The following is a 12,733-nucleotide window of genomic DNA, read 5'->3' as shown; positions in this document are numbered from 1 at the left end:
CGGACCCGCTGTCCGGTAGAGACAGTGCAGCAGCCCGCCACTCCTTGAAATCCCAAAAGTTGTTAAGAATCACAATGCCCGGGTAAGTTACGGAGTAACAACTTGCCTCTAACGAAATGTTGACCTATAAGTCAACAAAAATGTTGACCTAGATGGCTACTTTCGATAGTCTGCTTGCTGAAAAGCAGCTCATTCCAGTGGTTTTGAAGTTGCGCCCCGGACAGTTCCCGGAACGAAAGATTTATGCGTTTCCGGAATGCGTTGATTGGATGAAAAGCGAAGTCCCAAGAATGGCCACGGGCAGAGTGGCGAGCGACTTCACGCCGCACGAACAACTTGTCCTCCGGATACGGCAATGGATTGCGGGCGAGCCAATGGCGTATGGCCCCATGTTTCATGACATGGACCCTCGCGAAGACAACGTCTGGGAACTGAAGACTGCGGACCTTCGCATATTTGGTTGGATGTACCGACCACGCCAGTTCATCGCCGTGAAAGGTGGATACGCCGATGACTACAAGGAGCCGACGAAGACAAAAAATTATGCCGACGACCGGCGCGAAGTAGTTGTCGCCCGGGACACCCTTCCGCTTGATGGCGAGAAATTTGCAGTAGGAGCCTTCGATGACCTCGTTTGAACTTGAACTCGATGAAAAGTCGCGAGCTGGAGCGGAGTTCATGGCGCGTGTAATCGATGAAATTCGGCGAGCCGTGGCGGCAGAGAAGACGCGTCGAAAACTCACGCAACAGGCAATCGCTGAAAAGATTGGTACAAGTCGGGCTGTAGTCAATCGTCAAATTGGCGGCCTAGAAAACCTCACTGCGCGTCGAATTGGAGAGCTGCTTTGGGCCATCGGATGGGAGCCTCATTTTGAGGCCCGTCCTATTCCAGAAGGAAACAATGAGATCATTCGACCGACGGCCACAGCCCCTCGCCAGCCTGCTAACGAGAACCGAGGGGCACGCGCCAGCGCATTGGGTGGAAATACGAACAGAGACGGCGATCACGAGCAAAGGAGCGCGGCGCAGTTAGCGTACGCCTGAGGGTTTAGAGAAATGGAAGTGGTGTCTATCGAAACGGGACGAACTACTTGGCTTTTCCCCACCGAGGAGATTTTGCCACTTGGAGGAACGGACCCAATTGCGATCATCCAAAAGCTTGCCGAGCGATATGATTTTAAGAACTTTCCGGAGAAGCCAACGCGGGAAGAGGTCGATAAAAACGGCCTGAAGTTTGGTACTGGAATATTCAACTCGGACGGCAAGCGAGCCATTATTACCGAGTTTGCCCTCTACACCGATGGCGTTGTCGCGATCGCGAATACGACGGAGCACTCAAGCGCCTTCTTGGACGATTTGATGGACTACCTTATTCGGGAGTTTCAATTCCGGCGCCCAATTTCGCCTGTAAAGAAGGTCTACGTCAGTCTCTTGACCGTCGAGTTCGAGCAAGCAGTGAGTGCAATGTTTGCCGACCATGCGGCCCTGCTGAGCCTCATTGGAGGATATCTCAACGCTCCTCTGGGGACACGTCATGGCGTGGAAGTCACACGGATTGATTTTGCTCTCAATGACTCCAGTGCTCCAACCAGCGCGGGACCAAGGTTCATTTTAGAAGCGCGAGCCAGCGTCCCACTTGCTCGCAAAAGATACTTTTCCAACGCGGCGATGCACACGCAAGAGCATTTGAAACTGCTTAGCGCGATAGAAAAGATGTTTGCGCATCGCGAAGGGGAGCCACATGTTTGAAGATCGAGCCGTAGCATTTCTTGATATTCTTGGCTTTAAGCAGTTGATTGTCGAAGCTGAGAAGGCGCCTAGCGGACTTAACAAATTGCTGGTGCTTAAGACCGTTTTGGAAAGCCACGTGAAGTTTGACAATTCCGGGCTAGACTCAAGTGTCCCGGTGACCGTCCATCCGAAGTACATTTTCATTTCAGATAGCATTATTTTCTCCGCTCCGTTGAAAAGCGGAAAATATGATGGCCTTGATATTGTGGTCACCAAGTGCATTCAAGTTGCCCAAAAGGTGATGGAAGCAGGCCATCTCATCAGGGGCGGTATCTCCGTCGGAAAGGTTTGGCACGAACAGGGGAGCAATGGGAGCAACATTTTTGGCTCCGGTTACATCGATGCCTATCTTACAGAGCAATCTGCGAAGCACCCTTGCATCTTGCTATCAGAACCTGCGGCAGAGCTTTGGAAAAATCAGTCGCGCTCAGTTCCGTCCCTTTGCGTCGGGGACAAGAAGCTGATGGTTGATGTCTTGCATGCGGGTTATCTCCCAACCAATGCTGCCCAACTGCCGTTTGAAGAATTTTTTGATCCGCTCCGTGTCCACATAGAAGCATCATTGCGAAATCTACAACTCGGTTCTGACGCAAGGGCGAAATGGGAATGGATGGCGGGCTTCTTCAACGATGCATTGGTCCGCCATGAAATCTCGACGAAGCGCTTTTCATCATTGCCGCTCCCTGATTGATTTTGCTTTGAAGGCCAACGTTGCCTCCTCCACAGGGCCTAAAGTGTCAAAGGTCGTACAAAGCCTCTGAAGCGGACAGGAAGGGCAACACGGTGGCCATCGTGCTATTGGCACCCCTCCAGGCCCGGGCTTCGCGTGGGCATACGGGGGAAGTTACCGATCAGCTCCCACGGCTTATCCTTAAAATTTGTGAGCCCTGAAATTGGTTCGGATGGAAGATGACCCTAGTTGTCGGTAAGGTAACTCCTCACCAGATCATCATGCTAGCCGACACGCGGATTCAAAGTCCACGCCAAGAGCGAGCGCTACCGGATATAAAAAGCGGCAGCCTAAAGATCACGTTTGTCGCCAGCAACGTTGCGATCGCCTTCACGGGTGATCCGGACATCGCGAGGGCTGCTATCGCAGACATTCGTGGTCACAGCACGGGCTTTCAAGCGGTTATCTCAATCCTCCAAGATTCAAGTCGCGAGAGTGATAACGAATATCTGGTGGGATTCGCAGGGCCCAGGCGGCTCTTCCACATTCGCGAGGGGAGGGCAAATGAGCGACGGGCTGCATTCATAGGAGATTCGGCAGGCTTCGAGCGGTTTCAGTCCGGTCCCCGTGCTGCGTCTGGAGATGGCGCGGCGCAAGCAACAATAATCGGCCCTGACGTTCGAGATCAGGCGCTTGTCATCGACCAATTAGCTCGCCTTCAATCCGTACTTGAGGACCGAACCATTCTAAGCGTTGGCGATTTCTTCACGGTCGCGCTTAGTGATGGAGGCACCTTCAGATTTCCATTCGTCGCGACGATGTTCTTTGATGCTGAGTCTAGGCTCATGGCTCCAGATGGAAGCGCAATACTCAGTTCAACCGGCGAGAAGAGGCATCGATTCACAACATGGTATCCCCGCAAAAAGGGAAGCGCGTCGTCCGCCTTCGTGTTTCCCGACGCGAAGCGAGCGTTTGTATTCTATCAAGCAGAACCCCTTGGCTTTGCGAACCAGTGCGAGATGTTTGACGGCTTCGTTGGAGATCAGCTAGCTGACGAGATTGAGCGCCGCATTGGCATCCGCTTCGAGGTGTTCGAAATTCGACACCCCTAGCCAAGCTCGTAAACTTGGGCCCAGAGGTAGGAGTCGACCCGACTCCGAGTTAGTCAGGGAATAGAAACGGAAATTCGGCCGCGCTACTGGCTCGGAGCTTCTGCATCAGTGCAGCGGACCTGATTGGCCCCTGTGCCTCCTCGTGACGGGCGAGGTCAAGATAGTAGTTTTGTCCGTCGTGCTTGGCGAAGATGATCCAGTCACCCGTAAGGCGGTTGGCGTTTGTGCGTTCGTTCATGCCTTCTATGAATACTCTGTGCGCTAAAGCTCCCGGCCAGACGTCGGGATCATGACCATGTTGCTCGGCGACCGCATTCAAGGCTGCTCCGAGGTCGTCGTTGCCGGGTCCCCTTGCGATGTTCCATCTCTCGCCGATGTTGCGGAGTGTGTGGCGTGAGGTGAAGTAGTGCGCATGCCAGAAGGGGGCCAGCGGCGGATGCTTGAACGGCGAGGGTTCCTTAACCGTTGACCTTGGTTTGCGGCCTTCGAGCGCATCTATCTGACGAAGCACGGGTATCGTGTCGCCCGTCATGACGAGACGGAGAAATAGACCGAAACTGACGCGCGAGGCGTATGGCGCGTCAAGCAGCACTTCCGATTTCAGCTGAATGAGCTGCTCATGGGTGAAGCTCATCTTCCCTGCATCAGGCGGGATAGTCTGATTGGCCATCGGTTCCGCGTCTCTCAAGGCGGATGATCCTACCAAGGAAAGCCACTGAGTAACACGGCTGGTAAACATCTCGCTGCTCTGCTAGAAAATCGCCTTATATTTCAACAGTAAGCTCGTCGGAAAGCGCAATCCGCCCCTGGGCACCATCCGGCTCTTCCAACAGCCCGATATCCAAAGCAATTTTGTAATTTCAACGGCTTCGCGCTGCCGAATGGCTATTCGGCCGCAATCCAGTTTCGCAGACCATCGACCGTGCGGAATCCGTCCGCCGCGTAGCAGCGAATGGAGGGAAGGAAGGCCTGCATCATCTCGGCGAGCGCGTGTCCTGGACCGAGATCCAGCACCCTGCTGACGCCCAGCTCCGCAAGGGCTTCCAGCGTCGCCGACCAGTCGATCGGGCGCGCCACCTGGCAGGCGAGCTTTGCTGTTGCATTGCTCGCGGAGAAGATGCGCTCGCCGTCGCCTCCGGCGAGCAGGACGCGCTGGCTTGCGATAGCGGAGCGTGTGCTGGCGTCGAGCGCCAGTTGAAGGGGGCGACAGGCCTGTTCGAGCTGCCGCGTGTGCGAGGCGATTCTCACGGCGAGAAGACCTGTGCGTGTGGCGCCTTGTCGTATCGCTTCCTCGCAGAGGTCGATCACGTCCTGCTCGGCGCCTCCGACGACAACGAGACGATCGGGGTTCCTGATCGCGATCTCGCAGCGATGCTTCCCGAGCAGGCGTTCGAGCGCGGCCGGGTCGAGCCCGCGGACATAGCCGAGGCGGCCATCGGGGCCGGCGACGCTATCCATCAGGCGCGCGCGAACAGCCGTCAATCGCAAGGCTTCATCGGCGGTCCATATCCCTGCAATGCTCCAGGCGGTCATCTCGCCGACGCTGTAGCCGGTGACGGCCGCAGGTTCGGTCAGGAGATCGGCCATGCAGGCATGGATCGCGAGTGCCGACGTGACGGTCAGGATCTGGCTGACATGGTTTGCGGACAGCTCGTCTGCGCTCTGCGTCCGGACGAACTGCCGCGGATCCTCGCCGAGATGCGCGGTTGCCCCGACGAAAACAGGCTCCGCGGCAGGCTGACCGGCGGCCAGATCGAAGATCTTGTCCGAGAGGGTGCCTTGTCCACCGCAGAGCAGAGCAAGCATCAGGGGTCCAGCCGGTCGACGAAGAGGGCCATGGCCAGCAGGTCCGCGGAGCCGCCGGGACTGAGATTGCGCGCCACGAAGGCCTGATGAATCTCGATGGCCCGCTCGCGCCAGCCGTGACGTCCAACGCCTCCGGCGGCAAGAAATGCGGATGCGCTGGCTTGTGCGAAGTGCAATCCCTCCGCTCCGCCGCGATGCAGGAGGTTGGTGTCGGTGACGTCGGCGATGAGCGTCATGCAGGTCTGGACGCGAACTGCTTCCTCATCGCAAGGCGCGAGCTGTCGTGCCGCATGCAGGGCGGGCAGGGCGATCTCGTAGACCGATGGGAAGCCGCAAGCCGCTTCCGCCCTGGCGCCGCCGGCACCGTAACGCCGCGAGGCCATGGCGCCGTGGCTGCGCAAGGATATGGGACCCGAAAGGATATCTTCGCCCCAGCGCTGCGACACCAGATCGCCGAGCGACTTGCGAATGCCGAGCGCACCGCGATATCCGGCCGCGGCGCAGAGCAGACCCAATCCGAAGATCGCGCCGCGATGCGTGTTGACGCCTCCGGTTTCCGCGAGCATGGCGCGCTCGGCGGCGACCCCGATCGCGCGCAAGCGGCTCATGCCGGCGCCCTCGGCTCCGGCAAGCGCCAGATCACGGAGGAATGGCCTCAAGGTATCGGCGCTGCGGCACAAGAGCCCGGCATCCATGTCGCTGTGCGCGCCATTGTCGACATGGCTGACGAGCCCCGGCTTCGGATGAGTTTCGACTTCGAGCTTCAGGCAACGCGACGCCAGATCACCGAGCTGCTCCGCATCGGGCGCGTTGGCAGGTGTCGATTGCCATCTCAGCGCGACGGTCACGACAGACTCCCCGTCAGAAACGCGGCGCGCGTCGTGCTGATGACGCCGGCGGGGCCTTTCACGAGGACTTCATCGTCGTCAGCACCGATGAGCTCGCGCCATTGGACCCCTCCCGCGCGACCAACGATCTCACCGTCCAGCCGCATCGGCGCCCGGTTCGCAATCCGGCCGATGTCCGACGGCAGCGTGTCGGCTTGCCTTGCCGACGACAGCGGCCAGAGCAGATCGAGGTCCGAACTGTCGGAAAGATAGGGCAGGCCGGTGAGGTGCTGCCAGGCCAGGCTGCCGAAGGTGCGGGTCTCCGGCAGAAGCTGGAGCAGCAGGCCGATCGTCTCCCGCCAGCGCGCAGGTGCCGCGGCGGCCGCATCGGCCAAGGATGGCGGCGGAGCCCATGCGATGATGTCGCCGGGCGCGAGCGCGAACGCGATGCGCCGTTTGCCGTGGCTGGGCGGCAGCGGCAGGCCGAGCGGAATCATGCCGGCGGCATCGCTGCAAGCCGGCCGGCGAACGATGAGGGGGCGGTCGGCGCGCGCCCAGCCGTCGATGATCGGCTCGCTGGCGAGTTCGGGGTGGCGGCTCATCACGGCAGCCCATCCGGCGGCCGAGGCCTTCACCATGGTGTGACGCGCGAGCGCTTCAGCCATGTTGCGCTCCTTGCTGCGATATCGCGGCGAGTGCGACGACCCGATCGGCGATCTCGGCCGCCTTCCGGCGTCCGCCCCGCTCCGCGCCGAGCCGGCTGCGTTCGTCCCGTCCGGCAGGCTGTGCCAGCACGGCCGCAAGCTGCGGCGCCAGGGGCGCAGTTTCGTCCCAGACGACGTGAATGCCGCCGGTGCGGACCATGTTGTCGAGCCCGGGCGCGAAAACGGGTGTCGCTTCCGCCTTGGCCTTCAGCACCTCGATCGGAAGCTTGGTGACCCGCGCCATCGACGGCAGATCCATCACGGCGGGATGCGCGCCGGGAAGCGCCACCAGCGTGCCGGTGGCAAGAGCGGTGGCGATGAACGCGCCGGCCGCGCTGCCGCCGTAGAGCAGGCCGACCGTGCGGTGTCCCTCGGCCTCTGCCAGCAGCAGGGCCTTGGCGAGATGCGATAGATATTCGCTGAGGCCAAGCAACTCGTCGCGCTTGCTCATGCGCTGGCTGGCGGAATCCACCAGGACCAGGATCGGCGCCCGATCGTTGGATTTGATGATCTCGATCACGCGCCCTGCGAGCGCGATCGCCTCGTCCACGCCGAGCGGCTGTCCTTGCGTGATGCCGAGCACGTGGATCGCCCCGCCATCAGGCAGGGTCGCCCGTCCCGCGATCATCGCGCCGGTCGTTTCGATCTTGCGGCCGTTCGGGAACAGGCCGGCCAGGATGTCATCGAGCGTCATCGGCGTTCTCCCTTGTGTCTGCCGCGTGAAGAAAGGCGTCGGTCGGAAGCGCGGGGATCTCGGTCGGCGCGTCGATACCAAGCGCCTGCCAGATCTCGACGGCGTCCTCGGCTTCACCGAAACGCTGCAGGCGCCGCTCCAGGCGCTCCTGCTCGGCTGCGAGAGCGCTGGTGTCGCAGCCACGCTTGATCTTGAGCGCGTCGATCGCGGCCTCGCGAAACGCCAGCGCCTCGTCGTCGACGAACATGTCGGCGCCGCCGATGAGATAGCGGTGCTTGCCGCCCATGGTGCGCCAGACCAGCGCGCGATCGCGCGAGTCGAACTCCTCGATGCCCCTGTTGGTCTCGATCACCTCGGGACCGCTGACGCTGATCCGCCCCTGCTCGGACACGATCAGGCGCGAGCAGGTGCCGGCGATCAGGCTGCCGCCGCCATAGCATCCGGCGCGGCCGCCGATCAGCCCGACGACGCTGGCGCCAGCGCGCCGCAGCTCGATCACCGCGCGCATGATTTCTGCGATCGCGAGCTCACCAGCATTGGCCTCCTGGAGCCGCACGCCGCCGGTGTCGAACAGGATCAGCACGTCCTGGCGAAGGGCGCGTGCGGCATGCAGGAGGCCGGTGAGCTTGGCGCCATGGACCTCGCCGAAGGCGCCGCCCATGAAGCGTCCCTCTTGCGCCGCGACGAGCACCGGCGATCCCTCCAGGCGGCCACGGCCGATGACGATGCCGTCGTCGAACTGCTCCGGCAGGTCGAAGATCGAAAGATGCGGGCTGATCTCGCGCAGCTCGGGGCCGATGTATTCGGAAAAGCTGCCGGCATCGACCAGCGCGTCGATGCGCTGCCGGGCGCTCGCCTCGTACCAGCTCAGCGAAATAGTGTTGGCTGCCGCCTGTGTCATCGTTCCGGCTCCTCGATCTTGCGGACGCCTTGCGCAAGGCGCAGCGCAACCGTGTCGGGCCGGGCGCCGCCGTCATTGATGGAGATGCGCAAGCCGCCGGCAGAGCGGCGGGCGACGAAGTCGCGGACCACGGCGTCCCACACCGCGCCGAAACCGTGAGCTGCGGTTGCGATGTCGATCGTGCACATGTCGGCCGGCGAGGCGCGTTCCAACAGCACCTCGAGATTGCCGGAGGCGACCACGCCGACGATCGCCTGCGCGCGGGTGCCGCCGGCGGATCTGGCTGCGGTCAGCCTGAAGCTGAGCTTTTCCATGCGAAACTCCTCACCAGTTGCGGAAGCGGCTGGGCGGACGGTAGAGGCCGCCGGAGGCCAGCATGAGGTCCTTGATCGAGCGGGCCGCCAGCAGGCGGCGGTCGGCGTCGAGCGGATCGATGCCGAGATCCTCGGGACGACGAATGACGCCGCGTTGCCTGAGCTGCTCGACCAGCTTCGCATCGCGCGCGCGTCCGATGTCGGTGTATCCGGCGACGCCGCGGATCGCCTGCTCGCGCTCGTCCTTGCTGCGGCACATCAGGAGGTTGGCGATGCCTTCCTCGGTAACGATGTGGGTCACGTCGTCCGAGTAGACCATCACCGGCGCGAGATCGAGCTTGAGCTCGCGCGCCAGCTCGAGCGCATCGAGCCGCTCGACGAACAGCGGAGCATTGCGCTCGCCAAAAGTCTCGCCGATCTGCACCACCAGCTTGCGGCCGCGGCGCAGCGCGGCGTTGGCGTGAGGGTCTGCTTCGGCGCCGGCCTTGAGCCAGGGTTCGCTCGGATGGCGGCGGCCATGTGGATCGGATCCCATGTTGGGCGCGCCGCCGAACCCGGCGATGCGGTTCGTCGTCACCGTCGAGCTGTGGCCCTCGAGATCGATCTGCAGCGTCGATCCGATGAACATGTCGCAGGCATAGAGGCCGGCCGTTTGGCAGAAGGCGCGATTGGACCGCAGCGAGCCGTCGGGGCCGGTGAAGAAGATGTCGGAGCGCGCGGCGACATAGTCCTCCATGCCGACTTCCGACCCGAAGCAGTGGATCTGGTCGACCCAGCCGGATTCGATCGCCGGAATGAGGGTTGGATGCGGGTTGAGCGCGAAGTGGGTGCAGACCTTGCCCTTGAGGCCGAGCTTCTCGCCATAGGTCGGCAGCAACAGCTCGATCGCGGCGGTGTTGAAGCCGATGCCGTGATTGAGGCGGCGTACGCCGTAAGGCGCGTAGATGCCCTTGATGGCGAGCATCGCCGTCAGGATCTGGGTCTCGGTGATGGCGGCGGGGTCGCGGGTGAAGAGCGGCTCGACGTAGAACGGCCTGCCGGCTTCGACCACGAAATGCACGAGGTCGCCGGGAATATCGACGCGCGGCACCTTGTCGACGATCTCGGTGACCTGCGCCACCACGAGACCATTTTTGTAACTCGTCGCCTCGACGACGGTCGGTGTGTCCTCGGTGTTCGGCCCCGTATAGAGGTTGCCGTCCTTGTCGGCACTCACCGCGGCGATCAGCGCGACGTTTGGCGTGAGATCGATGAAGTAGCGGGCGAACAGCTCGAGATAGGTATGGACCGCGCCGAGCTCGATCTTGCGGCCGAACAGCATGCGCGCAATGCGCGCCGATTGCGGGCCCGAATAGGAAAAGTCGAGCCGCCGAGCGATGCCCTTCTCGAAGATATCGAGGTGCGCGGGCAGGACCACGCCGGACTGCACCATGTGCAGGTCGCTGATCTCAGCGGGGTCGAGGTTCGCAAGCGCCGCGGCGAGGATGTCGGCCTGCTTCTGGTTGTCGCCCTCCAGGCACACCCGGTCGCCTGATCGGATCACAGCCGCAAGAAACACGGGCAGGCTCGGGAGCGGGACGATCTTTCCCTTCGCGTGCCGCCGGCCGGCCGTCAGGCGCTCTCCCAGAGCGGCCTTTTGCATACCCCAATTGCTCATCTCGGCTCCTTGGCATGCGAGGTTGCCTTCATTTGTGCCGAATGTATGCGTATTGCGTCTTAATGTCAATTAGTGTATACGCAAACTCATAAGCGATGGATATTCGCATACACAGGAGGAGATTTAAGATGCGAATGCATGCAAGGCGTCCAAGTCGCGTGGCCGGAGCTCCGTTCGTTCAGGGGAGGCGCCCGTGACCGTTTCCGGCGTAGCGCTGCTCTCCATCTGCACGTTGCTGGGGGTCTTGCTGGGGGACCTGCTCGGCATCGCCCTCGGCGTTAAGGCCAATGTCGGCGGCGTCGGCATTGCCATGATGTTTCTGATCGCCGCCCGGCTCTGGCTGGTGCGGCACGGCCTGCTCAGCCACGGTCTCAAGACCGGCGTCGAGTTCTGGGGCAGCTTCTACATTCCGATCGTGGTCGCCATGGCGGCGCAGCAGAACGTCGTCGCTGCGGCCAAGGGCGGTCCCATCGTCGTCATCGCGGGGATCGGCGCGGTCGCCGTGTGTTTCGCGATGGTGGCCCTGATCGGCCGGCTCAGCGGCCGTGTCGAGACCATGGACGAGATCGAGGCGCGAGAGGCGCTCGAGGCGAGCGTGCCCCACTTCAAGTCCGGGAGGATCGGATGACGATGATATCGCACATTCTAGCTGCAAACTCGCTGCTCACCGCTTTCGCGGCCGTCGGGATCCTGATGTGGGTCTCCGGAGCGATCTCGAAATACCTCACCTTCGGACGCATCCACGGCTCGGCGATCGCGATCATGCTGGGTCTCGTGCTGGCCTTCTTCGGAGGCCTCGCCACAGGCGGTGAAAAGGGCGTCGCCGACCTGCCGGCGCTGACCGGGATCGGCCTGATGGGCGGCGCGATGCTGCGCGACTTCGCCATCGTCGCGACCGCCTTCGAGGTCGATGTCGTTCACGCGCGCAAGGCCGGGGCCATCGGTGCGGTCGCGCTTGGGCTCGGAACTGTCGTCCCGTTCATCCTGGGCGTGTTCGTCGCCGCGGCATTCGGTTACACCGATGCCATCTCGATGACGACGATCGGCGCCGGCGCGGTGACCTACATCGTGGGGCCGGTCACGGGGGCTGCGATCGGCGCATCCTCGCCGGTTATTGCGCTCTCGATCGCGACCGGTGTATTCAAGGCAGTGATCGTCATGATCGGTACGCCCTTCGTGGCGAAGATGATCGGTCTGAACAATCCGCGCAGCGCGATGGTGTTTGGCGGCTTGATGGGAACGGTCAGCGGCGTGTCCGGAGGGCTGGCGGCGACGGACCGGCGTCTGGTGCCGTACGGTGCGCTGACGGCGACGTTCCACACCGGGCTCGGGTGTCTGGTCGCGCCCTCTGTTCTTTACTTCGCGGTGCGCGCGATCACGGGAGGCTGAATGGCAGGATTGTTGAAAGTCGCAGCCGACGCCGAGGACGATGGCGGGCTGCTCTCCGATCGCATCCGCAACGCGCTCACCGACGAGATCGCCTCGGGTGCGCTGGTCGCCGGTTCCGCTCTGGAAGAGCAGCTGCTGGCCGATCGCTTCGGGGCCTCCCGCACGCCGGTGCGGGAGGCGCTTCGCCAGCTCGTGGTCAGCGGCCTCGTCGAAGTGCGGGGGCGGCGCGGCCTCGTCGTGGCGCGGATGACGCCCGAGCGCATCATGGACATGTTCGAGACCAGTGCCGAGGTCGAGGCGATGTGCGTCAGGCTCGCGACCTATCGCATGACCCCGCTCGAGCGCAGCCATTTGATCGAGCTGCATGACGCCTCGCTGAAGATGGTCGAGGCCAATGACGTCGATGCCTATGACGCGTTCAACCGGGAATTCCACGAATGCATCTACCGGGCAACGCACAACTCGTTTCTGGCAGAGCAGGCGCAGGATGTCCGCTCGCGTCTCAGCGCTTTTCGCCGCACGCAATTGCGGCATGGCGATCGCATTCGCAAGTCCCGCGACGAGCATGACGTCATCATGCAGGCGATCGCCGAAGGCGATGGCGAGACCGCATCGCGCAGGATGCGGGCGCATATGTTGAACGCGGCCGCGGCGCTTCGGCGCTACATCGATGATCGCCTGGGCGGACCGGCCGACGGGCCTGGACCTGACAGCGCCTGACGATTGCGGTTGTGCGCCGTTGTTGCAGCAAGCCAGGCAGATCGGTGCGGGCGTGAGCTGCCAGGAGGGCGCGCGGCTTTCCCGTTTTGACGAGGCCGGTGTGTGCGGCCAACCAGATCGTATTCCCTGCCGGGGCAACGTCCGGCAT

Annotated in this window: 16 protein-coding genes; 8 read left to right on the top strand and 8 right to left on the bottom strand. The window is 62.3% G+C overall.

The genetic code is table 11. The features are described 5' to 3' along the window. Nucleotides 1-152: 152 nt before the first annotated feature. The 5 genes from AAFG50_RS39060 to AAFG50_RS39040 all read left to right on the top strand — a co-directional run bounded on the left by AAFG50_RS39060 (nt 153) and on the right by AAFG50_RS39040 (nt 3,573). On the top strand, nt 153-638 hold the full coding sequence (locus AAFG50_RS39060; protein WP_342714096.1) for a hypothetical protein: 486 nt from the start codon (nt 153-155) through the stop codon (nt 636-638). Continuing rightward, nucleotides 625-1,044, top strand: coding sequence for a hypothetical protein (locus AAFG50_RS39055; protein WP_342714095.1), 420 nt, complete (start codon nt 625-627; stop codon nt 1,042-1,044). The genes AAFG50_RS39060 and AAFG50_RS39055 overlap by 14 nt, the downstream gene beginning before the upstream one ends. 12 nt (nt 1,045-1,056) lie before the next feature. Further along, nucleotides 1,057-1,749: a hypothetical protein gene (locus tag AAFG50_RS39050; protein ID WP_342714094.1), complete on the top strand. Its 693-nt coding sequence runs from the start codon at nt 1,057-1,059 to the stop codon at nt 1,747-1,749. After that, a complete protein-coding gene (locus AAFG50_RS39045) occupies nt 1,742-2,482 on the top strand; it encodes a hypothetical protein (RefSeq protein ID WP_342714093.1) in 741 nt (246 codons plus the stop codon). The genes AAFG50_RS39050 and AAFG50_RS39045 overlap by 8 nt, the downstream gene beginning before the upstream one ends. A gap of 218 nt (nt 2,483-2,700) precedes the next feature. Next, nucleotides 2,701-3,573 carry a hypothetical protein gene (locus tag AAFG50_RS39040; RefSeq protein ID WP_342714092.1) on the top strand — a complete coding sequence of 291 codons (873 nt, stop codon included), beginning with the start codon at nt 2,701-2,703 and terminating at the stop codon, nt 3,571-3,573. Nucleotides 3,574-3,622: 49 nt separating this feature from the next. Here the strand turns inward: AAFG50_RS39040 and AAFG50_RS39035 are convergent, their stop codons facing one another. The 8 genes from AAFG50_RS39035 to mdcA all read right to left on the bottom strand — a co-directional run bounded on the left by AAFG50_RS39035 (nt 3,623) and on the right by mdcA (nt 10,476). After that, complete coding sequence (locus AAFG50_RS39035; RefSeq protein WP_342714091.1) at nt 3,623-4,243, bottom strand: hypothetical protein; 621 nt, start codon at nt 4,241-4,243, stop codon at nt 3,623-3,625. Nucleotides 4,244-4,458: 215 nt separating this feature from the next. Further along, nucleotides 4,459-5,379, bottom strand: coding sequence for an acyltransferase domain-containing protein (locus tag AAFG50_RS39030; protein ID WP_028173636.1), 921 nt, complete (start codon nt 5,377-5,379; stop codon nt 4,459-4,461). After that, on the bottom strand, nt 5,379-6,227 hold the full coding sequence (mdcB, locus tag AAFG50_RS39025; protein WP_028173635.1) for a triphosphoribosyl-dephospho-CoA synthase MdcB: 849 nt from the start codon (nt 6,225-6,227) through the stop codon (nt 5,379-5,381). The genes AAFG50_RS39030 and mdcB overlap by 1 nt, the downstream gene beginning before the upstream one ends. Beyond that, nucleotides 6,224-6,871 (bottom strand): malonate decarboxylase holo-[acyl-carrier-protein] synthase, encoded by a 648-nt coding sequence (mdcG, locus tag AAFG50_RS39020; protein WP_028173634.1) that lies wholly within the window; start codon nt 6,869-6,871, stop codon nt 6,224-6,226. Before mdcG ends, mdcB begins: the two co-directional genes overlap by 4 nt. Further along, nucleotides 6,864-7,604 carry a biotin-independent malonate decarboxylase subunit gamma gene (mdcE, locus tag AAFG50_RS39015; protein ID WP_028173633.1) on the bottom strand — a complete coding sequence of 247 codons (741 nt, stop codon included), beginning with the start codon at nt 7,602-7,604 and terminating at the stop codon, nt 6,864-6,866. The genes mdcG and mdcE overlap by 8 nt, the downstream gene beginning before the upstream one ends. Then, nucleotides 7,591-8,505, bottom strand: a complete 915-nt coding sequence (locus AAFG50_RS39010) for a biotin-independent malonate decarboxylase subunit beta (RefSeq protein WP_028173632.1) — start codon at nt 8,503-8,505, stop codon at nt 7,591-7,593. Before AAFG50_RS39010 ends, mdcE begins: the two co-directional genes overlap by 14 nt. Then, nucleotides 8,502-8,819 carry a malonate decarboxylase acyl carrier protein gene (gene mdcC / locus AAFG50_RS39005; protein ID WP_028173631.1) on the bottom strand — a complete coding sequence of 106 codons (318 nt, stop codon included), beginning with the start codon at nt 8,817-8,819 and terminating at the stop codon, nt 8,502-8,504. Before mdcC ends, AAFG50_RS39010 begins: the two co-directional genes overlap by 4 nt. Before the next feature lie 10 nt (nt 8,820-8,829). Then, a complete protein-coding gene (mdcA, locus tag AAFG50_RS39000) occupies nt 8,830-10,476 on the bottom strand; it encodes a malonate decarboxylase subunit alpha (protein ID WP_028173630.1) in 1,647 nt (548 codons plus the stop codon). A gap of 193 nt (nt 10,477-10,669) precedes the next feature. Between mdcA and madL the strand changes: the two genes are divergently transcribed. The 3 genes from madL to AAFG50_RS38985 are packed head-to-tail and all read left to right on the top strand — an operon-like array spanning nt 10,670 to nt 12,585. After that, nucleotides 10,670-11,104, top strand: a complete 435-nt coding sequence (madL, locus tag AAFG50_RS38995; RefSeq protein WP_028173629.1) for a malonate transporter subunit MadL — start codon at nt 10,670-10,672, stop codon at nt 11,102-11,104. Beyond that, nucleotides 11,101-11,865: a malonate transporter subunit MadM gene (gene madM, locus AAFG50_RS38990; protein WP_011084096.1), complete on the top strand. Its 765-nt coding sequence runs from the start codon at nt 11,101-11,103 to the stop codon at nt 11,863-11,865. The genes madL and madM overlap by 4 nt, the downstream gene beginning before the upstream one ends. Further along, nucleotides 11,866-12,585: a GntR family transcriptional regulator gene (locus tag AAFG50_RS38985; RefSeq protein ID WP_028173628.1), complete on the top strand. Its 720-nt coding sequence runs from the start codon at nt 11,866-11,868 to the stop codon at nt 12,583-12,585. It abuts the gene before it with no gap. The last annotated feature ends 148 nt before the right edge of the window (nt 12,586-12,733 follow it).

The sequence above is a fragment of the Bradyrhizobium sp. B039 genome, from assembly GCF_038965675.1.
GTDB classification, from domain to species: Bacteria; Pseudomonadota; Alphaproteobacteria; order Rhizobiales; family Xanthobacteraceae; genus Bradyrhizobium; species Bradyrhizobium diazoefficiens.
The sequence above is the reverse complement of the archived record's forward strand: the minus strand, read 5'-3'. Positions and strand labels throughout refer to the sequence as shown.

Coding starts and splice junctions, on each gene's coding strand:
- AAFG50_RS39055 (WP_342714095.1), top strand. CDS start 625: ATGACCTCGTTTGAACTTGAACTCGATGAAAAGTCGCGAGCTGGAGCG.
- AAFG50_RS39030 (WP_028173636.1), bottom strand. CDS start 5,379: ATGCTTGCTCTGCTCTGCGGTGGACAAGGCACCCTCTCGGACAAGATC.
- AAFG50_RS39010 (WP_028173632.1), bottom strand. CDS start 8,505: ATGACACAGGCGGCAGCCAACACTATTTCGCTGAGCTGGTACGAGGCG.
- AAFG50_RS38985 (WP_028173628.1), top strand. CDS start 11,866: ATGGCAGGATTGTTGAAAGTCGCAGCCGACGCCGAGGACGATGGCGGG.
- AAFG50_RS39060 (WP_342714096.1), top strand. CDS start 153: ATGGCTACTTTCGATAGTCTGCTTGCTGAAAAGCAGCTCATTCCAGTG.
- AAFG50_RS39040 (WP_342714092.1), top strand. CDS start 2,701: ATGACCCTAGTTGTCGGTAAGGTAACTCCTCACCAGATCATCATGCTA.
- AAFG50_RS39045 (WP_342714093.1), top strand. CDS start 1,742: ATGTTTGAAGATCGAGCCGTAGCATTTCTTGATATTCTTGGCTTTAAG.
- AAFG50_RS39050 (WP_342714094.1), top strand. CDS start 1,057: ATGGAAGTGGTGTCTATCGAAACGGGACGAACTACTTGGCTTTTCCCC.
- mdcG (WP_028173634.1), bottom strand. CDS start 6,871: ATGGCTGAAGCGCTCGCGCGTCACACCATGGTGAAGGCCTCGGCCGCC.
- AAFG50_RS39035 (WP_342714091.1), bottom strand. CDS start 4,243: ATGGCCAATCAGACTATCCCGCCTGATGCAGGGAAGATGAGCTTCACC.
- mdcC (WP_028173631.1), bottom strand. CDS start 8,819: ATGGAAAAGCTCAGCTTCAGGCTGACCGCAGCCAGATCCGCCGGCGGC.
- madM (WP_011084096.1), top strand. CDS start 11,101: ATGACGATGATATCGCACATTCTAGCTGCAAACTCGCTGCTCACCGCT.
- mdcE (WP_028173633.1), bottom strand. CDS start 7,604: ATGACGCTCGATGACATCCTGGCCGGCCTGTTCCCGAACGGCCGCAAG.
- mdcA (WP_028173630.1), bottom strand. CDS start 10,476: ATGAGCAATTGGGGTATGCAAAAGGCCGCTCTGGGAGAGCGCCTGACG.